At 60.1% G+C, this 19,648-nt stretch carries 16 protein-coding genes; 8 read left to right on the top strand and 8 right to left on the bottom strand.

Features of this window, described 5'->3' with window-relative positions; all coding sequences use genetic code 11:
• Positions 1 to 43: 43 nt before the first annotated feature.
• Complete coding sequence (locus B1722_RS14880) at positions 44 to 319, bottom strand: hypothetical protein (RefSeq protein ID WP_086793170.1); 276 nt, start codon at positions 317 to 319, stop codon at positions 44 to 46.
• A gap of 166 nt (positions 320 to 485) precedes the next feature.
• Here B1722_RS14880 and B1722_RS14875 point away from each other — a divergent pair, with 166 nt between their 5' ends.
• The gene (locus B1722_RS14875; protein WP_007961262.1) at positions 486 to 815 is read left to right on the top strand and encodes a hypothetical protein; all 330 of its coding nucleotides are present in this window, start codon (positions 486 to 488) and stop codon (positions 813 to 815) included.
• A gap of 57 nt (positions 816 to 872) precedes the next feature.
• Here B1722_RS14875 and B1722_RS14870 read toward each other — a convergent pair whose 3' ends face one another.
• Positions 873 to 1,286 (bottom strand): VOC family protein, encoded by a 414-nt coding sequence (locus B1722_RS14870; protein WP_086793168.1) that lies wholly within the window; start codon positions 1,284 to 1,286, stop codon positions 873 to 875.
• A gap of 203 nt (positions 1,287 to 1,489) precedes the next feature.
• Between B1722_RS14870 and B1722_RS14865 the strand changes: the two genes are divergently transcribed.
• Positions 1,490 to 3,301: an ABC transporter ATP-binding protein gene (locus tag B1722_RS14865; RefSeq protein WP_041066184.1), complete on the top strand. Its 1,812-nt coding sequence runs from the start codon at positions 1,490 to 1,492 to the stop codon at positions 3,299 to 3,301.
• Here the strand turns inward: B1722_RS14865 and B1722_RS14860 are convergent.
• The 3 genes from B1722_RS14860 to B1722_RS14850 all read right to left on the bottom strand — a co-directional run bounded on the left by B1722_RS14860 (position 3,298) and on the right by B1722_RS14850 (position 6,602).
• On the bottom strand, positions 3,298 to 4,242 hold the full coding sequence (locus B1722_RS14860) for an alpha/beta hydrolase (protein ID WP_086793166.1): 945 nt from the start codon (positions 4,240 to 4,242) through the stop codon (positions 3,298 to 3,300). The two genes, B1722_RS14865 and B1722_RS14860, sit on opposite strands and share 4 nt — an antisense overlap.
• Positions 4,243 to 4,351: 109 nt before the next feature.
• Complete coding sequence (locus B1722_RS14855) at positions 4,352 to 5,350, bottom strand: NAD(P)H-quinone oxidoreductase (RefSeq protein WP_086793165.1); 999 nt, start codon at positions 5,348 to 5,350, stop codon at positions 4,352 to 4,354.
• Positions 5,351 to 5,411: 61 nt separating this feature from the next.
• Positions 5,412 to 6,602, bottom strand: coding sequence for a YbfB/YjiJ family MFS transporter (locus B1722_RS14850; protein WP_086793163.1), 1,191 nt, complete (start codon positions 6,600 to 6,602; stop codon positions 5,412 to 5,414).
• Between the two features lie 110 nt (positions 6,603 to 6,712).
• Between B1722_RS14850 and B1722_RS14845 the strand changes: the two genes are divergently transcribed.
• The gene (locus tag B1722_RS14845) at positions 6,713 to 7,588 is read left to right on the top strand and encodes a LysR family transcriptional regulator (RefSeq protein WP_041066337.1); all 876 of its coding nucleotides are present in this window, start codon (positions 6,713 to 6,715) and stop codon (positions 7,586 to 7,588) included.
• A 164-nt stretch (positions 7,589 to 7,752) separates the two neighbouring features.
• Positions 7,753 to 8,256, top strand: a complete 504-nt coding sequence (locus B1722_RS14840) for a hypothetical protein (RefSeq protein WP_254616341.1) — start codon at positions 7,753 to 7,755, stop codon at positions 8,254 to 8,256.
• Positions 8,257 to 8,307: 51 nt separating this feature from the next.
• Here B1722_RS14840 and B1722_RS14835 read toward each other — a convergent pair whose 3' ends face one another.
• Positions 8,308 to 9,030: a pirin family protein gene (locus B1722_RS14835; protein ID WP_086793162.1), complete on the bottom strand. Its 723-nt coding sequence runs from the start codon at positions 9,028 to 9,030 to the stop codon at positions 8,308 to 8,310.
• Between the two features lie 209 nt (positions 9,031 to 9,239).
• On the opposite strand from B1722_RS14835, the gene B1722_RS14830 reads away from it, so the two are divergent.
• Both B1722_RS14830 and B1722_RS14825 read left to right on the top strand, forming a co-directional pair.
• A complete protein-coding gene (locus tag B1722_RS14830; protein ID WP_086793161.1) occupies positions 9,240 to 10,190 on the top strand; it encodes a GlxA family transcriptional regulator in 951 nt (316 codons plus the stop codon).
• Positions 10,191 to 10,350: 160 nt separating this feature from the next.
• On the top strand, positions 10,351 to 11,808 hold the full coding sequence (locus B1722_RS14825; RefSeq protein ID WP_086793159.1) for a winged helix-turn-helix domain-containing protein: 1,458 nt from the start codon (positions 10,351 to 10,353) through the stop codon (positions 11,806 to 11,808).
• Here B1722_RS14825 and B1722_RS14820 read toward each other — a convergent pair.
• Positions 11,764 to 14,580 (bottom strand): winged helix-turn-helix domain-containing protein, encoded by a 2,817-nt coding sequence (locus B1722_RS14820; protein WP_086793157.1) that lies wholly within the window; start codon positions 14,578 to 14,580, stop codon positions 11,764 to 11,766. The two genes, B1722_RS14825 and B1722_RS14820, sit on opposite strands and share 45 nt — an antisense overlap.
• Before the next feature lie 134 nt (positions 14,581 to 14,714).
• A complete protein-coding gene (locus B1722_RS14815) occupies positions 14,715 to 15,146 on the bottom strand; it encodes a helix-turn-helix domain-containing protein (protein WP_041066207.1) in 432 nt (143 codons plus the stop codon).
• A gap of 182 nt (positions 15,147 to 15,328) precedes the next feature.
• Here B1722_RS14815 and B1722_RS14810 point away from each other — a divergent pair, with 182 nt between their 5' ends.
• On the top strand, positions 15,329 to 16,252 hold the full coding sequence (locus B1722_RS14810; RefSeq protein WP_086793156.1) for a LysR family transcriptional regulator: 924 nt from the start codon (positions 15,329 to 15,331) through the stop codon (positions 16,250 to 16,252).
• 173 nt (positions 16,253 to 16,425) lie between these two features.
• Complete coding sequence (locus tag B1722_RS14805; RefSeq protein ID WP_086793154.1) at positions 16,426 to 19,611, top strand: hypothetical protein; 3,186 nt, start codon at positions 16,426 to 16,428, stop codon at positions 19,609 to 19,611.
• Positions 19,612 to 19,648 lie beyond the last annotated feature (37 nt).

The raw sequence follows: 19,648 nt of genomic DNA, 5'->3' as shown, positions 1-19,648 counted from the left end.
GATACCCAGCATGATCGGCGTTCGTTGTCGGTCAATCCAGTGGTTACTGGTTTGGCTTGCGCTGAATATCTTTCGAGTCGCTGGAAGTTGCTGCGTCTTTCTCGGTTTCTTTCGATTCTGCACCCGAGTTCGAACCTGAGGCTTCTTCACCTTTCTTGTTGGCTTTTTCTTCGTTTGATTCAGATGTGTTGCTGGATGGGTTGACGCCTGGGATGGCCGTGGGTGGTGCGGCCGATCCTGCTTTCTCGGTTGCCAGTGTCAAGGCAGAGCCAGCCAGCATCAGGCTAGCAAGCATCAGGGTTGCAATCTTGTTGTCCATTTTTCTGGCCTTGGGTGAGGGGTGTACCGCATTGGAGGCACCAGGCGCACCAAGGTGCTGCTCATTGGACGAACGGCTGGCTTCGCGCGCATGCGGCAATTTGCTGGCCCCCAGGTCTGAGCTTCCCCGGCAAACTCGCCTTTTTTCAAAAGGTTAGGTTGGCTATATGCGGACGATTGTCATAACCGTTGCAACGCTTTCCCTGGCTGCCTTTGCTTCGGCCATTGAAGCGAGGGAGTTGAGCAAGAGTCATCGTTTTGCCTGTACCTGGGGCTCGGACATCGCTGCCGGGGCGCAACAGTCGAAGCTCTCGGGGATCTCGTTGTATGGCGCGCGCAAGCAGTTGCAGGTGCGCAAGTTCCAGCAACCGTGGATGCGCATGACGGCGATGGGCATTACCGAGCAGACCTACAACAGCACTTCGAAGCTCAAGCCGGCGGCAGTCAAGCAGACCTATTACGAACAATGCGTGCGGCATGAGCTGGCCCAGCGATAAACCCAAAAGCCCAACCTGAAACGGTTGGGCTTTTTCATGCCTGACGATACGTCAGCGTCACTTGTCGCTCTCGCAATTGACCATCCAGGAGACCCCAAAGCGATCGACCAGCATGCCGAAACGGGCGGCCCAGAACGTCGCCTCGAGCGGCATGTCGACGCGCCCGTCCTTGGCCAGCGCATCAAACACTCGCTCGGCTTCGGCGATGCTGTCGACGTTGAGGGAGATCGAGCAACCGCTCATGCCGCCGGTTGGGCGGTCGGGCGTGGTGTCGGAGGCCATGATCATCTGGTCGCCGACTTTCAGGCAGGTGTGGATGACCAGGTTGTGGTGCTCTTTCGGTACTTGTGCGGCGGCGGGTGTTTCGCCGAAAGTCATCATCGCTTCGAGTTTGCCCTGCAAGGCTTGTTCGTAAAAAGTGAAGGCTTCGCGGCAGTTGCCGTTGAAGATCAGATAGGGATTGATTCGCATGGTTGCGCTCCTGGCAGTAGGCGCGGAGAGAGGCGATTTTCGCCAGGTTCCGCGAAAGGCGGTTAAAAACATAGCAGAGCTTTGGACGTCGTAACGGCCGGAGTTTTTCCAGATGTTTTTCTTCTGAAAACGCTGCGCTTCAGCACGGATAAACCCTGCGGAGTACCATGACACCGTGTAAGACCTGTCGAGCTTGATCTGCCATGCCTTTGATTTCCCGCTTCAACGCCCTGTTCGATCAGACCCGGCGCGCCTTGCTATTGGTTTGGGCGACATCACGCGGGTTGTTTCTGGGGCTGGTGTTGGCGACCCTGATTGCCGGTGTGCTGCCGGCGCTGGCCGCGTGGCTGGGGCAGCGTATTGTCGATGCGGTGGTGACCGCGATGCAGTTGCACGCGCAGCAGGGCGATGCCCCGCTGTGGCCGGTGTTGCGTTATGTCCTGTTGGAAGCGGGTGTATTGGCGTTATTGTCCGGCACGCAACGGGCATTGTCGGTCCAGCAGTCGCTGCTGCGGGTGCAGTTGGGGCAGAAGGTCAACACGCTGATTCTGGAAAAAGCCCAGACCCTGTCACTGGTGCAGTTCGAGAACTCCGAGTTCTACGACAAGCTGGTGCGCGTACGCCGCGAAGCCTCGACTCGACCGCTGGCGTTGGTGATGAAGTCGCTGGGACTGACCCAGAACCTGATCATGCTGATCAGCTTTGGTGTGCTGTTGGTGCACTTTTCGCCGTGGGCACTGCTGTTGCTGGTGATCGGCGCGTTGCCGGTGTTCTTTGCCGAGGCACATTTTTCCGGCGATGCTTTCCGCTTGTTTACCCGCCGGGCCCCGGAAAGTCGGCAGCAAAATTACATCGAAACCTTGCTGTCCCACGAGGCCTATATCAAAGAGGTCAAGTTGTTCGGCTTTGCGCCGTTGCTGCTGCAGCGTTATCGGGACACGTTCGCCAAGCTCTATGCCGAGGACCGGCGGCTGACCTTGCGTCGCGATGGCTGGGGTTTTGGTCTCGGCTTGCTCGGCACCGGGGCGTTCTACCTGGCTTATGCGTGGGTGGTGATCGATGCCGTGCACGGCAATATCAGTCTCGGCCAAATGACCATGTACCTGGTGTTATTCAAGCAGGGGCAAAGCGCGGTCAGTAGCAGTCTGAGCGCAATCAGTGGCTTGTATGAAGACGGTTTGTACCTGTCGAACCTTTACGAATACCTGGCTGAACCGGTGCTGGCCGATTCCGGTCATCTCACCGTCGGCGCGCACCCGGGTGATGGCCTGCGCTTTGAAAACGTTGGTTTTCGATATCCGGGCGCTAATCGCGCGGCACTGGAAGGCATTGATCTGCACCTCGTGCCGGGCAGGAGCGTGGCGCTGGTGGGAGAGAACGGTTCAGGCAAGACCACCCTGATCAAACTGCTGACCCGCCTGTATCGGCCGGATCAAGGGCGCATCCTGCTTGATGGCAGTGACTTGCAGGATTGGGAAGAGACCACTTTGCGCCGGCGCATCGGCGTGATTTTCCAGGACTACATCCGCTATCAGTTCACCGTGGGTGAAAATATCGGCGTTGGCGATACCCTGGCGTTCAATGAAGAATCTCGCTGGAAGGCTGCGGCTACCGAAGGCATGGCCGCGCCGTTCATTGAAGGGCTCGACCGCGGCTACGCCACACAGTTGGGCCGCTGGTTTGCTGGCGGTCAGGAGTTATCGGGCGGGCAATGGCAGAAGATTGCCTTGTCCCGGGCGTACATGCGCCGCGATGCCGACATCCTGATTCTCGACGAACCGACCTCGGCCCTGGATCCGGCAGCGGAAGCGGCAGTGTTCGAGCATTTCAGCCAGCACACCGAAGGTCGCATGACCCTGCTGATTTCCCATCGTTTTTCCAGTGTGCGCAACGCCGATCAGATCATTGTGCTGGAGGCCGGACGGATATTGGAGCAGGGCGGTCACGACAGCCTGATTGCCGCCAATGGACGCTACGCCAAGCTGTTCGATCTGCAGGCTCGCGGCTATCGCTAGGAATCCTGTGCGCTGCGGGCCACTGCCGGCCCGGCCACGCGCGGCGCGGGTCTGGACTGCATCAGCGCATCGATCGCCTTGCGATAATTCTGTCCGCCCAGCGCCATGCTGTTGTTGTGGGTCGCGCCTGGCACCAGCAGCAGTCGTTTCGGTTGTCGGGCGGCGTTGAACAGTTGCTCGCTGAAGCGTGGCGGCACAAACGCGTCGGCCATGCCGTGCACCACCAACAGCGGCATGTGAATCTCGGCGATCTTGTCGATGGAGTCGAATTTCTGCGACAGCAGCCAGCGTACCGGCAGCGAAGTGTTGGCCACCGCCGCCGCCACATCGGCGAGAGAGGTGAAAGTCGACTCGATCACCAGGCCTTTGACCGGCAGCGGGGTATGGTCCCGAGCCGCGTCCTGGCCGAGTTCGGCGGCCAGATCAATTGCCACGGCACCGCCCAAGGAGTGACCGTAGATCAGGCGCTTGCTCGGGTCGGGCTGCAGCAGTTTGAAACGTTCCCACGCCACACGGGCATCTTCGTACACGCTGCTTTCCGAAGGCAGATCACCCTTGCTCTGGCCGAAACCACGATAGTCGATGGCCAGTACCGAGTAGCCGGCCGCGCGCAACTGCTCGATGCGGAACAGTTGTCCGGTGAGATTCCAGCGCACGCCATGCAGATAGAGAATGGCCGGTGCATTGGCTTTGTCCGCCGGCCACCACCAGGCATGAATATTCTCCCCGGCCCTGAAACTCCTGGGCTGCAGGTCGAGCTCCTGTACGCTGTCCGGCAGGCCGTGATACCAGCCGGCCGTGCCCGGTTCGATGCGAAACAGCAGTTTGCGCTCGGTGTGTTCGAGCACCGCACAACTCGTCGGCACGCCAATGATCAGCGCAGCCATGCAGGCGAACGCCAGACGGCGACGACGCAAACGGGTCATGAAGGACAGGAACATTAAACGGTTCACCACAGCGCAGACAAAGAAGGCTTTTTACCAGAAGGCTCGGTCTGCGCGTGACTTTTTCGACCACCGTGCGCCCTTAACGATTACAAAATGCTGCGGCTCAATTCACCCGCAGAACGATTTTGCCGATGTGGTCGCCACCCTCCATGCGCGCATGCGCCTGGGCCGCATCGTTCAGCGAATAAACCTTGTCGATGATCGGCAAGCAGCGTCCGGCGGTCAGCGCCGGCCACACGTGTTCGCGCAGTTGCTCGGCAATGTCGGCCTTTTCCTCTGCGGTGCGCGCTCGTAGCAATGAGCCAGTGATCACCGCACGCTTGGCCATGATCGCCAGCAGGTCGATGTCGTTGGCCTTGCCACCACCAAGAAAGCCCAGCATCACCAGCCGGCCATCCATCGCCAGCGCGCTGACATTTGCGTTGAGGTACGAGGCGCCCATGATGTCGAGAATCGCGTTCACCCCTTGGCCTGCAGTTTTTTCGGCGATGACCATGGCGAAATCCTGTTCGCGATAATTGATCGGCTGCCCACCCAGTTTGCTGATTGCCGCGCATTTATCGGCACTGCCGGCGGTGGCGAAGGCTTCGATGCCGAATTCACGGCACAGCATTAGTGCGGTGGTACCGATGCCGCTGGTGCCACCGTGGATCAGCACGCGCTGACCACGTTGGGCATTGCCGAGACCGAACAGGTTGGCCCACACGGTAAAGAACGTTTCGGGGATCGCGGCGGCCTGCACCCAGTCCAGACCTTCGGGGATCGGCAAGGTTTGCCCGGCCGGCACCGTGCAGTATTCAGCGTAACCGCCGCCGTTGGTCAGCGCGCAAACCTTGTCCCCCACGGCAAACTGACTGACACCGGCACCCAGCGCCACCACTTCGCCGGCCACTTCCAGACCGGGGATCGGGTTCATGCCCGGCTTCATCGGGTACTTGCCTGCCCGTTGCAGGGCGTCGGGGCGGTTGATCCCGGCGGCATGCACGCGAATCAGCACTTCACCGGCTTCGGCGACGGGCAGGGGCACACGCTTGGCTTGCAACACTTCGGGGCCACCAGGTTGAGTGATTTCGATACGGGTCATTTCGCTGGGCAAAGTCATGTCGATTCCTGTTGCTTGAGGTTCTGAAGATGGGAGCACAGCCCGCAGGCAATGATTCCCTTCAATTTTCACAGACGCGCGGTTCAGTCGCTGAGGGCAGCCATTTCAGGGCATGCTCCAACATAATCGTCACGACAATCGCCCCTGCGGCGATCACGAAGAGTATTGCGTGATGACCGCCCGTGGCATTGAACAGCGCCGAATAGGCGAATCCGGCCAGCGCCTGAAAGGTGGCAAACGAAACGGTGGCGCGGCTCCAGGCGATTTGCTGGCGATGGTGATCAGGCACCAGTTCATGCACGCGAGCCAGGGCCAGAGGCACGATGCCGGGCGGGAATGAACCGATGATCACTGCCAGTACGGCCAACGCCATGAAGGAGTGGGAAACCGCCAGCAGTCCCAGCGCAATCGCCTGTACCAGCAATACCAGCCGAATCCCCATCCGCGCGCCAAGCCGATCCGCGAGAAAGCCATAACTCACCGGGCCGACAATTGCCCCCAAGCCATACATCACCCAAACCAGTGCGCCAATTTGCGCCCCGGCAGCGAGCCCACGAGCGACGTAATCCACCAGAAAAACCATGGCCGGCACCAGACCTGCGGCCATGAATGCGTATTGGCCGAACAGCAAATAGACGGCGGAGGGGGTTGGTTCAACCGTCGCGCCTGCGTGAGTGGCGGTCGGGTGCGGGAGATCAGCAGGCCAGCCAAACCAGCTTATTGCGGTCAGCAACAGCGACAATCCGCCCAGACCCAACCAGGTCGCTTGCAGGCCCATATTCAATAAGGGCGGGACGAGGGTGCCGGAGGCGGCGATCCCCAGGCCGATGCCGAGAAAAATCGCACCACTGGCCAGCCCTTTGCTGGATGCCGGCACGTGGGGCAGAACAGTCGCCGCCACCAGCACCATAATTGCGCCGCCGGTAATCCCCGACAGCAACCGCCAGCCAAAGAACCAGCTCACCGACAACGGAAATGCACAGGCAAAAAACGCTGCGGTGACCAGCAGCATCATCAGTCGCAAGGCGTTTTTATTGCCCAGCTGCCGCGCTAGCGGCCGGCCGAGCAAGGCGCCGATCAGATAACCGATCAGATTGGCTGCGCCGAGGTACACCACGTCGTTGGCAGAAAACCACTGCGCCTGAATCAGCGAGGGAATAAGCGGTGTGTAGGCAAAACGCGCCAGACCAATGCCGACCAGGCTGGCGCAGAGTCCCGAGAAAATCGGTAACGCGGAGGTCGATGTACGCATGACAGCAATCCTGAGGGAGGTCTATGGCGCTCAGGATATCGGCTATCTTTGCTGCGGTAATGCAGCGATTTGGCTTTATAGTGATGCAAATTCGCATCGGGCGGGACAACATGAACTGGGATGATGCGCGGGTATTTCTCGCGGTATGCAGAGAGTCGACTTTACGCGGCGCAGCGCGGGTTCTGGGGGTGGATCAGGCGACCGTCGGGCGACGGATCACGGCGCTGGAAAAGTCCTTGAGCGCGACCTTGTTCCTGCGCACGTCCGACGGCTACGCACTGACCGCAGTCGGCGAAGCCGCGCTCAAAAGCGTGGAAAAAATGGAGCAGTCGGCGCTGGCGCTTGAGCGGCAGATTCAGGGCCTGGATGATCGTCTGACCGGCACCGTACGCGTCAGCACCACCGATTCACTGGCCATCGACTTCCTGATTCCGGCCATTAGCCGCCTGCACGCGCAGCACCCGGACGTGCGCGTGCAACTGGACGCTTCCACGCAGATACTTAGCCTGGCCAAGCGCGAGGCGGACATCGCTGTGCGTAATACCCGGCCTGACAATCCCGATCTGATCGCGCGGCGGATTGCGCGCTGGCCCGTGGGATTGTTCGCATCACAGACGTATATCGACGCCCATGGCATTCCGCCGCAGAGTACGGCGTTCGAAGGCCATGACCTGGTGGTCTACCAACCGTATTTGCAGACGCACAAGGACATGACACTGGTGTGCGAGCCGCTGCATCGCGGGCGTATCGTCGCCAGCCTGAGCTCCAGTCTGTTGGTCCGCCGCTCGATTGCGGCTGGTCTGGGCGTAGGAGAGATTCCGGTGTACATGGGCGAGCGCGATGGCCTGGTCAGGCTCTGGCCGGAACGCAATCGCCCGCAACCGTATGAGGTCTGGCTGGTGACCCACGCGGACTTACGTCACACCGCACGTGTCAGGGCGGTGATTGAGCAGATTGTCGAGGCGTTTGCACTGGAGAATGAGTAACGGCTCAAAGCGCTTTGGACAAGCTACATAGACTGACGAAACGCCCTACATCCAAAGCAGAACCAGCCGGCTTGTGGGCTTGGAGCGTCAGCCCTACTGTTGATGCAACTTGCAGCGCCAGGAAATCGGCGTGAGTGATGCGCCAGAACAGGTATCGGTAACCCATGGAAGGGATCGGATTGAAAACCAGGGAATTGGAGCAATATCAAAGCACTGACACATTGAACAGGGGTCGTAACACACAAGCCATGAACGCTATCAGCCGTGAAGAATTCAACGCGAGGATCGAGACCATCGAAGCAAGAATGGATGCTCGGGTAGAGCGAGTGCACGCCGATATTCGAGAGTTCCTTTGCTCCCAGGCAGAGCGAGACAAGGTGAATGAGCGCATTCAGGTCGAACGGGATAAACGCTACGACTCGATGATTCAAGGCATTGCCATCGAGTCCAAAGAGGCGCTCAAAAAGGCGGGTACCGTGAATGCCAACGTCTGGATGGCAACGGCTGTGCATTTGTTTGGTGTGGTCAGCATTGTCGTGGGTGGCTATTTCGCCAGTCAGGCCAACCTGTATGCAGCGATACAAACTACTTTGGCGGCGGTTCAGGCGGGCAAAGATGTCGGTGCTGCCAAGCCTGCCGAGTTGCCATCATCGGTGTTGCCAAAATAAAAAAACGGCCTTCAATCGAAGGCCGTTTTTGTTGGCTTTGGAAACCCTGCCTCATGGCATTTGCGGCAGCTCTTGCGGACGCAAGTCAAACACCAGGACTTCGGCATCCACGCCATTGCTCAGGGTCAACGCCTGTTCCTCGCGAACCCGCACGCCGTCACCTTCCTGCAGCGACTGGCCGTTGAGTTCAACGCTGCCACGCGCCACATGCACGTAGGCGTAACGGTTGGCGGGCAGTTCCAGCGTCGCGCTTTCCTTGCCATCGAACAACCCGGCGTAAACTCGGGCATCCTGGCGCACTGTCAGCGAACCATCGCTACCGTCCGGCGAGATGATCAGTTGCAGGCGACCGCGTTTTTTCTGCGCGCTGAAGTGCTCCTGCTGGTAGCGCGGCTTGGCACCGGCCACTTCCGGCACGATCCAGATCTGCAGAAAGTGCACTGGCCGGGTGGCCGAATGGTTGAATTCGCTGTGGGCCACGCCACTGCCGGCGCTCATCAGTTGCACGTCACCGGGGCGAATCACCGAGCCGGTGCCCAAGGTGTCCTTATGCTCCAGCGCACCTTCAAGCACGTAGGAAAAGATCTCCATGTCGCGGTGCGGGTGCTGGCCGAAACCCTTGCCGGCCGCCACGCGGTCATCGTTGATCACCAGCAAGTCGGAAAAACCCTGTTCACGCGGATCCCGGTAGCTGGCGAAGGAAAAGGTGTGGAAGGACTTCAGCCAGCCATGATTGGCGAGGCCGCGGTCGGAAGCTTTGCGAAGGGTCAGCATGATGAATTCTCCTTGCAGGACGTTGATTCGTCCGAGTGAGGAGAAGGTTACTGTTAATCGAATGAAGCAATAAGTAGATCGAAATTGAAATACTGTCCTGCTCAGGTTGACAGTTTTGTGGAGTCGATCACGCATTCTTTTCGCTGGATGTCACGCACTTGGCCATAATGCGGGTCTGTTCCTTCCCTTGATTTCAGTGATGTTCACCCATGAAAACCGTGGCAATGGTGCTGTTCCCCGACTTTCTCCTGCTCGACATGGCCGGCCCCATGGAGGTGTTTTCGGTCGCCAATCGCTACTTGAAACCTGAAGATCATTACCAACTGATCACCTTGGGCACCGAGCACGGGATGCTGCGGGCGTCCAATGGTGTGCAGGTGCAGACCGACCGCCATATTGACGACCCGGCCCAGGCCTTCGACTTGCTGCTGGTGCCGGGTGGACCGGGTGCCTATAACGAAAAACATCCGGCGCTGCTTGCCTGGTTGCAACGCTCGGTGGGGCAGTCCGGTTGCTACGGTTCGATCTGCACCGGGGCGTTTGTGCTCGGGCATGCCGGTCTGCTCGACGGTTATCGCGTGACCACTCACTGGAACTACACTGAACGTCTGATCAAGGCGTTCCCCAAGGCGCAGGTGGAAACCGACCAGATTTACACCGAAGACCGCAATCTGATTACCTCGGGAGGCGTGACCGCCGGCATCGATCTGGCATTGGCCGTGGTCGCCCGGGATCACGGGAAAAAGCTCGCTCAGGACGTGGCCAAGGTGTTGCTGGTGGTGATGAAACGTCAGGGCGGGCAAGCACAGTTCAGTCCGTTGATGGCCGCAGTGGCGCCACAGGAAACCGCGATCACCCGGGTGCAGAACCATGTGCTGGAGCATCTCGACGAAGCCTTTACCGTTGAGCGCATGGCGGCGCTGGCGAACATGAGTACCCGGCATTTTGCGCGGCTGTTTGCGCGGGATGTGAACATGACGCCGATGGAGTTTTTGCAAAACGCCCGGATCGATTGCGCGCGTAATCTGCTGGAAACCACTGAGCTGCCGTTGAAGACCGTGGCCTACAAAAGTGGTTTCGGCAGTGTGCGCCATATGCGTTTTCTGTTTGCGGAAAAGCTCGGCCTGACCCCGGCGCAATACCGCGAACAGTTCAGCTAGAGCGGTTGTGTCCGTCCGGTGCATCCGGATGTCCGTGTTGCGCCCTGTATGGAGGTTGTACCGTCACCTGCGCCTGCCAAGATAAACGGTAACGCTTGGAAGGGAGACGCGCTGAGCGCCGAGGGCATGCTGCCCGCGCGCGCTGGCGCTGGAAAACGGCATGAACAGCCACAGAGATTTACCTGCTGCATCGGTGTTGTATTTCGGGCCATACGCCTTTCATCTGCGCCAACGGCTGATCCTCGACGGGGATCGACCATTGCGTATGGGCGGCCGCGCCCTCGATATTTTGCAGGTGCTGGTCGAACACGCCGGTCGCGTCGTACGCAAGGAGCAGTTGATCGCCCGCGTGTGGCCGGACAGTGTGGTCGAAGAGATCAACCTGCGGGTGCACATCGCCGCATTGCGCCGGGCGCTGGGCGATGGCAAGAAGGGCCAGCGCTACATCGTCAACGTGCCGCAATGTGGTTACAGCTTTATCGCGCCGGTGCACGGCGACAGCGTCGCGCAGGTCGTGTTCGACACCTTGCAGACGCCGCAACAGAATCTGCCCGCCCGCTTGACTCCGGTCGTCGGCCGCGATTCGCTGGTGGGCCGTCTGGTCCGGCAAATGCCCCTGTGCCGCTTGATGACACTGACAGGCCCGGCCGGCATCGGCAAATCCACGGTGGCGCTGCGGGTGGCCGAATTGTTGTTGCAGCATTACCGCGACGGCGTCTGGTACATCGACCTGTCCATGCTTGGTGATGCGCCGTCACTGCTTGAACACCTGTTGCGCACCCTCGACCTTTCGTTCGATGCGTTAGCGTCGCGTCATGCCTTGCTGCTGCTGGATAACAGCGAGCGGTGTCGTGACTCATGCCGGGCATTGGTGGAGCGACTGCAACTGGCGGCGCCGCGGCTGGCGCTGCTGGTCACCAGTCGCGAACCGTTGCAGGCCAATCTGGAAACCCTGCAACCGATTGCGCCATTGACCTTTCCCAGGGCCTCGACACCGGCCAGTATCGATGAGCTCATGGGCTATTCGGCGGTGCAATTGCTGGTCAGCCGCGCGCGTGCCCGGCAGCACGATTTCAGCCTGCGCGAGCAGGATCTGCGAACCGTGTGCAGTCTCTGTCGTCGTCTGGACGGTTTGCCATTGGCTATTGAACTGGCGGCCGCGCAGATCGATGCGCTGGCGCTGGTAGGGCTGCAAGCGCAACTGGACAACGGCCTGCACCTTCTCAGGCATGGTCGTCGCACCGCGAAGCCACGGCATCAATCCATGAGCGCAGCGCTGGACTGGAGCTATCAGGATCTGCGGCCCTGCGAACGTCGGGTCTTGCAGCGCCTGTCGGTATTCAAGATGGCCTTCACCGAAGAGGCTGCGCTGCGGGTCATCGACGGTGGGCATCTGCAATCGGTGATCGAACGCCTGGCCGCCAAGTCATGGCTGACGGTGGAGCGCAGCGCAGACGTGGTGCGTTATCGAATGCTCAACCTCCTTCGCTGTTACGTCCGTGAACAGTCCGAAGCCAGCGTTGAACCGAGCGCTATCGCGTACCATCGTGCGCTGTACCGCAGGCCAAATCGATCAACTGCGGGTGTGCAACTGTTCATGCAACGCATCGAGCAATAAGCGCACCTTGCGCAGGTCCGGCGTGGCGTAGCCTTCGGTGAAGCGTTGATGGATCGGGGTCAGCAGCGCCAATGCTTCGCGGTGGCGTGATTGGCGCTGCCACAGTTGGGCCAATGTTGTGGCGCTGCGCAGTTCCCAGGCCAGCGCGCCCTGGGCACGGGCGATGGCGATGGCGTTTTGCAGGAGGTGTTCTGCCTGTTCGCCAAGGCGTCCCTGCGGACTATCCGCCTCATCCGCCAATAACCGCTCAGCCTCGGCCCGCAGTACCTCCGCCGTGCTCCAGCCTGCCGCGCCACTGTGTGCCCGCTCCAGCAACGCGTCATCGATATGGCGAGCATCGAGCGTGACCATCAGCTCCTTGATCAGCCCGTTATCCGCCGGCGCGTCGGGTGGGGCCAGGCGTTCATCGATCACCTGCGCATAGTGCCGTCCCCAACGATAGAACAGCAGCACCGAGTGCTTTTGCGCCTGCTCCAGCAACAGTTGCAACAATTCGCGCGCAGTCCTGGCGTCGCCGTTGTAATGCGCAATCAGGCAGCTGGCCAATGCCAGGGTGTAGCAGATCGACGTACCGTGGTTGATCTGCACGGCGATATCCAGCGCCTGCCGGGCGGTGCGCCACGCCTGTTCGGGAAACCCCTGCAGCCACAACACCCGGGCGAGAATGGTCAACGAGGCCACGCTCTGGTCGTACTGCACGCCAAAGCCGTGGGTGAAGCGGTTGCGACAACCACTGTGGGCCATACGCTGAATCACTTGCTCGGCGTTGATCCGCGCGCGCGGCTGGTCGCCGGCAAAGTGCAGCGCCAGGACGCGCAAGCGGTGAATGCTCAATGACAGCAGCGGGTCGTCGTGGCCACCGAGGCGGTCGAATTGTTCGCTTTGCTGCAATGCCGCCTGGTAATGCCCGCAGCTGAGATTGACCGCCAGGTGGCCGGAAATGGCGCGCAATTGCGCGGCGACGTCGTGGTGCTGCTGCGCCAGCGCGTGAGCCTGAGTGAACGCTTCAATGGTTTCCGGTGAACCGCCGCAGGTGTGATAACAAGCGCTGCCGAGTGCCAGTTGCAAGGCTGTCTGCAGGCGCGGACAAGGTTGTGCCGCGCTTTCGAGCAGGGTCAACGCCTGACGGACATGCGCGCCATATTCCTTGAGCAATGACAGCTCCTGCCACAACGCGGCCGACGTCGCGGTCAAACGGATGCCGAGAGGGCGCGAGCCGTTGCCGTGCAAACTCCAGTCGAGTGCAGCGCGCAGGTCTTCCAGGCCTCGGGCATAGCGCTCGATCCATTGTGTGGTCGGAGTGTGTTCCCACTCGGTCTGCGCTTGCTCCATCAGCGTCAGATAGCGTTCGGCGTGGCGTTCGCGCAGGATTTCGCGTTCGCCGCTGAGTTCGAGTTTTTCCAGGGCGTAATGGCGGGTGGTGTCGAGCAGGCGATAAAACACTTCTTCATCACCGACTTCCACGTTCAGCAGCGATTTACCCACCAGTTGCGTAACCGATGCGAGCACCTGCGTGGGATCGATGTGTTGACCGACGATCACCGCCGCGGCCGAGGCCAGACTGAAGCTGCCGCGAAACACCCCGAGGCGGCGCAGGCAAGTCTGTTCGCAAGGGGTGAGCAGATTGAAACTCCAGTCCAGTGTGGCGTGCAGCGTTTGATGCCGCGCATGGCGCTGGTGGTTGCCCGCCGCCAGCGGGTGCAAATGATCCTGCCATTGTTCCAGCAGGCCGCTCAGGCCCAGGCCTTCGACCTGCGCTGCCGCCAGTTCCAGAGCCAGCGGAATACCGTCCAGACGCCGGCAGATTTCCATCGCCAGTGGCAGCTCGGCGTCGCTCAGTTCAAAGCGTTCATGGGCGCCCATCGTTCGTTCGACGAACAGTTGCAGGGCGGCGAAAGTCATCGCCTGCTCGCGATCGAGACGGCTCGTCGCAGGCGGGCAATCGAGGGATTCCAGACGCTGCACGAACTCGCCCTCAGCGCGCAGACTTTCGCGGCTGGTGGCCAGAATGTGTACCTGCGGCGCGCCGCGCAGAAGGCTCTCGACGAGCAGCGCCACGGCATCGATGAGGTGCTCGCAGTTATCGATCACCAGCAGCATCTGCCGCTCGCGCAAATCGTTGATCACACTCGCCAGCGGCGCGCCGTCGTGTACTGCCAGATCGAGCAGGGTCGCCAGTTGTGAGGCGATCAGCGCCGGGTCGTTGAGCGGCGCCAGATCCAGCAGGCGGATGCCATCGCGATAGCGTCCGAGCAACTGCTCGGCGACGCGCAGGGCGACGGTGGTCTTGCCAATGCCGCCGGGGCCGATGAGGGTGATGCAGCGCTGTCGCGGCAGTTGCTGCATCAAGCTGTCCACCAGTGACTGGCGCCCGATCATCCGGGTACGGCGCAGCGGCAGGTTGTGACGCCCGGGCGCCGCCTCCAGTAGCCGTTGTCCGTTGGCGTGCACCGTCAGTGGGGCAACGAAACTGTAGCCGCGCTGGGCCACAGTCACGATATAGCGCTGACCGGCCTGACCGTCGCCCAGTGCCTTGCGCAGGGCGGCCATGTGCACCCGCAGATTGATGTCCTCGACGACGGTGTCCGCCCATACGCCGGCGAGCAGTTGCTGCTTGCTCACCACTTCCCCGGCATGCGCCAGCAGCATCAGCAGAATATCCATGGCGCGCCGTCCCAGCCGCAACGGCTGGTCACCTTCCATGACCAATCGTTGCCCGGTGTAAATCCGATAGGGGCCGAAGCCGATGGCCTGATTCGGGGAAAGACTCAACAGCGCACTCCTGCGGTGATGCGGCGATCCTGGCAGATGGACGCTGCGTGAAGACGCAGATCGTCGGCTACAAGGTATCGCAGCATATTCCTCAGGTTTGGCCATCAGTGCAACGCCGGGCTCCTGCGCAACGCTCAAAAGCTCAGATGCCGTGTCCGGGTGTCTTTGTCTTCACGCATGACCTGACAGCGCCAGGCAAACGGATTGATCCCTTCGCTGCGGGTGAACATGTGACAGAAATGTGCCTGATCACAGAAACCGCAATCCAGGCTGATCTGCGTCAGGCTCAGGTCGGTGTGGCGGATCAGCAGCTTGGCGCGGGCAATGCGCTGTTCGCGGATCCAGTCCTGCGGCGCGAGGCCGGTGCTGGCCTTGAACGCCCGGGAGAAATGGCTGCGCGACAATGAGCAGGCGCGTGCCAGCTCGGCCACTTCCAGGCTTTCTCCGAGGCGTTCGAGGATCAGTTGTTTGACCTGCCGCTCCCGTTGCGGGCTGAGGCCGCCGATAAGCGGCCGGGGCGTTTCGCTGGCAGGGGCGAGGGCGACGGATTGCTGTAGATGAGCCATGGCCGGTGTCCGTGTCGTGGAGGTGAAAAACAACGCTGCGCAGAGGCCTTCATTGTTAAGAAGGGACATGCCGGCTGACGAGTTAATCGTTGTTAATTCGCAGGCATGACACGGATGCAAACCACCGTTGATCGGGTAAAGTGCTCGGCACTTGCGAACGGTCTTAGAAGGAATTGCAGCCCATGAACCGTAACGATCTGCGCCGTGTCGACATGAACCTGCTGGTGATTTTCGAAGCGCTGATGTTCGAAAAGAACCTGACCCGCGTCGCCGAAAAACTGTTCATGGGCCAGCCAGCAGTCAGTGCCGCGCTGGGGCGTTTGCGTGATCTGTTCGATGATCCGCTGCTGTTGCGCAACGGCCGCAGCATGGAGCCGACGGCGCGTGCGCTGGCGATTCTGCAGGAGCTGCAACCGGCGATGGATGTGATCTCCGGCGCGGTCAGCCGGGCCAAAGAGTTCGACCCGGCCAGCAGTTGCGACGTGTTCCGCATCGGCCTGTCGGACGACGCCGAGTTCGGTCTGTTTCCACCGCTGCTGCGCAACCTTCAGCAAGAAGCACCGGGTATTGTCGTGGTCGTACGCCGCGCCAACTATCTGCTGATGCCGGCACTGCTGGCTTCCGGGGAAATCTCGGTCGGGGTCAGCTACACCACCGATCTGCCGGCCAACGCCAAGCGCAAGAAACTGCGCGACATTCCCTGTAAGGTCCTGCGTGGTGATGATCGCCCGGGCCCGCTGACCCTCGACGAATACTGCGAGCGCCCGCACGCAATGGTGTCGTTCTCGGGGGATCTGAGCGGCAACATTGACGTGGACCTGGCCAAGGTCGGCCGGCGCCGCCGAGTGGTGCTCGGCGTGCCGCAGTTCAGCGGTTTGCGCGCCTTGCTCGCCGGCACCGAAATGATTGCCACCGTGCCGGACTATGCCGCGTGTGCGCTGGTCGAAGGCTGTGCGTTGCGGGCCGAGGATCCGCCATTTCCGATTGATGCGGCGCAACTGTCGATGGCGTGGAGCGGGGTGCATGACAACGACCCGGCGGAGAAATGGCTGCGGTCGCGGATCAGCCAGTTCATGTCGGTGTCGCTGGATATTCCTGCGACCTAATTGCTCAGTTCCAAAGAAAGTGGCTAGCGGGCCGTTTTTTATCGGCGTCCTAGGGGGCTGTTTTACCGTTCGTCTTAAACCTGCACGCACCTGTAATTTCTGACAGTAGCCAACACCGCTTACAGCGCCGTTCAATGCCTCCGTCGTCCTGCCATTCGATCGGAGCTCGTGCCATGACTGTCAACAACCCCGCTGACTCATCACCGCTGGTGCTCAAGGAACTCGACGTCCCCGGTCGTACCGGCCCCGTGTCGCAAGCGCCGGATGTCTGGGGGCTCAACATCGCAGCGGTGCAGGACAACTTCCCCAAACAGGGCCTGCTGTGCCGTGCCGGGCCATGGGGGGTCATGAGCCGGGGCGACCATTTGGTGATTTCTTTGGGCGGCCAGACGGTGTTCAACAAAACCGTCGACGAGCATGAGGTCGACACGACGCTGTCGATGTTTGTGCCCGCCGCCCGTTTCAGTAACGGCTCGACCAGCCTGTCCTACGTCGTCACCCGACTGGGCGGAGCAGCCGAACCCTCCGAAGTCATGCAGGTGCGGGTCAAGCTCACTCGCCCCGGTGGCCATGACACCGATGAAGGCCCGGGCCACCCGAACCTGAAAATGACCATCCCCAGGGAGATTCTCGAGGGCGGCATCGACAAGAACAACGTTGCCGCCGGCGTGAAAATCACCATCGGCCCTTCCGACGGCGGGCCAGAGCCCTATCCCAACGCAGCGGCCGGCGACTGGATTCAGGTGACGTGGGGGGGAGAGTTTGTACTCTTCGGACCGCTGACTCAGGATGAGGCCGACGGCACAGTACCGCTTGTCGTGCACATCACAGAAGCAACCATCCGCGCCGTCGGTGACTCTGACACTGCCGGCCTCGCGGTGGCCTATGAAGTCTACGACGTTGCCGACAACCGCTCCGAAGACTGGAGTTACGCGCAGCGCATCGTGGTGGCGGTCGACGCTGACCGGCTCGACGCGCCGATCTGCAAGGAAGCGGTGAACAACGTGCTGGACGCCGACGTACTGGGCGGTACCGATGGCACGGCGCAGATTCTTGCCGTGGATAACAATAAATTCATGGTCGGTGACATCCCCATCGTTCGGCTCAAGGGCACACCGGTTGAGGGGGCGCCGATCAACATCGAAATCACTGGCCAGCCGCTGGGCAGCGTGCCCAGCATCCCCGAAATCAGAATTCCCAATGCCGAGTTGCGGCAACTGGCCAAGACCCAGATCAGCTTGTCCTTTCGCCTGAAAAAGGCCGACGGCTCCACTGACCTGCTGTCCAGGACCCAGTTCATCAATGTCATTGGCGAGGTCAAACGGTTGCAGGCTCCGGTCGCCCTCGACGCGGTACAGGGCGCCCTCGATCCGGAGCTTGTACAGGCCCGTATCGAGATTCCATTCGACAAGTCCTTTACGGCGAGACAGGCGATCAAACTGTTCTGGCTGGGCACCCGGCCTGACCTGAGCACCTATTTGCCCGACCTGCCGCTGCGCCCGATTACCAATGGCGATATCACGGCCGGCGTGCCGTTGCTGATCAACGTCCCCGGCCCTCATCTGAAACAGATCGAAGGCGGCAAGCTGGAACTGTATTACCAGTTGCTGAGCGACGACGCGGTGTTGGGAACGATGAACCGCGTCAACGCCACTCACGCCATCCGCGAGTCGATTCACGCCGAAATCCTGAACGTCGGCGAACCGAGGAAAGAGTTGCCAGAGCCGAAGGTTGACGGCGTGGTGGACGGTGTATTGCCAGCGGAAACAGCCGGTACCATGTTGATCGTGGAATACCTGAACACCGTCAAGGATGACGAGGTGTTCTGTGTGTGGCTGGGCTCGAAAGCCGGTCGTTATGAAGACTCGGTCAAGCTGTCCTCGTTTACCGCCGGTCAACCGGTGCCGTTCCCCATCAGCGCCAGCCTGATCAAGGACAATGAAGGGGGAACGGTCGAGGCGTCCTATTCCATCAAATGGGCAGATGGGCGAACGACCAGTTATTCCGATGTGAAAGTTTTTTTGGTCGGTAAACCAATCACCTTTCAGATCAATATAGTTGGTAAGCGGTCACAACTTGCTCCTCGCTATCACTCAAATGTGAGTCGATTAGTTGCGTCGTTGTCAGTCGGTGCAGAAACAAGTCTTTCAGACAGAATTATATGGACATACGACAGTACTGCCGATGGCTTCGTGGGTGATTACTTTTTCGATACGAACCCCGAAAAGCCATTAACCGTAATAATTCAGCGTGATAACGAAGTTATTGCTCGAACTGTTCTTCGACCAGTCAATATGGCTGGGATATTCAATCTCGGCGGTCGGCACAGTGGCAGTGTGGTGAAGGATGATGGAAGTGTTTTTGGGTGGGGCGACAACGATGAGATGCTTCCACCTTCGGAGTTGTCGGGTGTTCGTTGCGTTATATCGGGTGGGCGTGCATTTGCGGCATTGAAGGTTGACAAAACCGTTCATGCCTGGGGGAGTGCCCTCGACGGTGGAGTAATTACACCCGAGATACAAGCTCAACTGCGAAACGTAAAAACGATTGCGGCTACTGATGGCGCTTTCGTTGCTATGACAGACGACGGTCAACTTGTCGCATGGGGGAATCCGAAGTTTGGTGGAGTGATACCAACTGCTGCCGTTCCTCTACTTTTCCCAGCAGTCAAAGTCTTGGGTAACACGGCAGATTTCACCGTGTTGCTGCGCGACGGTCGTGTGTATGGCTGGGGGAACACCTGGCCTGATGGTCAATGGATAACGCAAGCGAACGGCGCCATTCAATTCTGTGCAAGTGACCAAGCATTTTGTGCGCTGAAAGAAGATCACACTGTATTTGCATGGGGGTCGCCTGATCATGGTGGAGTTATCCCGGAAACCGAGGCGAATGCTCTCGTAGAGGTCGAACATATCACTTCCACCAGCGGTGCTTTTGCTGCGCAGAAGTTTGACGGTTCTGTCATTGCCTGGGGCAATGAGCGATTTGGTGGTAAAGCGCCAACAAACCTGCAGACAGTAAGCCATGTGGTGGGTTCGACAACGGCGTTTTGTGCACTTGGAAGAGGTGGGGAATTGTCCGCCTGGGGAGAACCTGCAGAAGGAGGGACAGTGCCCACGGATTTGCCGCCCACTCTTTCAGTATCTTCTTCTTACGGTTCTTTCACTGCGGTGCTGAGCACCGGTCTCGCAGTTATGTGGGGAGTGAATACGTCCTCCCCCAGTCTGGCTCCAATTGCCTGTGCTTATGCTACCGGTCCCCAAGTGGTGCTACTGAGTACCGACAGCAAGTTACTTGCAGTGGGGCCTGGCGCTCCTGATCTCTCCGAACTATCCGGGTTGGTGTCGTATACCGAGTAAGCACACCTGCGCTTACGTTCCCTGTAAACGGGAACTC

This window comes from Pseudomonas sp. SCPG-7, assembly GCF_002156405.1.
GTDB classification, from domain to species: domain Bacteria; phylum Pseudomonadota; class Gammaproteobacteria; order Pseudomonadales; family Pseudomonadaceae; genus Aquipseudomonas; species Aquipseudomonas parakoreensis.
The sequence above is the reverse complement of the archived record's forward strand: the minus strand, read 5'-3'. Positions and strand labels throughout refer to the sequence as shown.

Coding starts and splice junctions, on each gene's coding strand:
- B1722_RS14880 (WP_086793170.1), bottom strand. CDS start 319: ATGGACAACAAGATTGCAACCCTGATGCTTGCTAGCCTGATGCTGGCT.
- B1722_RS14875 (WP_007961262.1), top strand. CDS start 486: ATGCGGACGATTGTCATAACCGTTGCAACGCTTTCCCTGGCTGCCTTT.
- B1722_RS14870 (WP_086793168.1), bottom strand. CDS start 1,286: ATGCGAATCAATCCCTATCTGATCTTCAACGGCAACTGCCGCGAAGCC.
- B1722_RS14865 (WP_041066184.1), top strand. CDS start 1,490: ATGCCTTTGATTTCCCGCTTCAACGCCCTGTTCGATCAGACCCGGCGC.
- B1722_RS14860 (WP_086793166.1), bottom strand. CDS start 4,242: ATGTTCCTGTCCTTCATGACCCGTTTGCGTCGTCGCCGTCTGGCGTTC.
- B1722_RS14855 (WP_086793165.1), bottom strand. CDS start 5,350: ATGACTTTGCCCAGCGAAATGACCCGTATCGAAATCACTCAACCTGGT.
- B1722_RS14850 (WP_086793163.1), bottom strand. CDS start 6,602: ATGCGTACATCGACCTCCGCGTTACCGATTTTCTCGGGACTCTGCGCC.
- B1722_RS14845 (WP_041066337.1), top strand. CDS start 6,713: ATGAACTGGGATGATGCGCGGGTATTTCTCGCGGTATGCAGAGAGTCG.
- B1722_RS14840 (WP_254616341.1), top strand. CDS start 7,753: ATGGAAGGGATCGGATTGAAAACCAGGGAATTGGAGCAATATCAAAGC.
- B1722_RS14835 (WP_086793162.1), bottom strand. CDS start 9,030: ATGCTGACCCTTCGCAAAGCTTCCGACCGCGGCCTCGCCAATCATGGC.
- B1722_RS14830 (WP_086793161.1), top strand. CDS start 9,240: ATGAAAACCGTGGCAATGGTGCTGTTCCCCGACTTTCTCCTGCTCGAC.
- B1722_RS14825 (WP_086793159.1), top strand. CDS start 10,351: ATGAACAGCCACAGAGATTTACCTGCTGCATCGGTGTTGTATTTCGGG.
- B1722_RS14815 (WP_041066207.1), bottom strand. CDS start 15,146: ATGGCTCATCTACAGCAATCCGTCGCCCTCGCCCCTGCCAGCGAAACG.
- B1722_RS14810 (WP_086793156.1), top strand. CDS start 15,329: ATGAACCGTAACGATCTGCGCCGTGTCGACATGAACCTGCTGGTGATT.
- B1722_RS14805 (WP_086793154.1), top strand. CDS start 16,426: ATGACTGTCAACAACCCCGCTGACTCATCACCGCTGGTGCTCAAGGAA.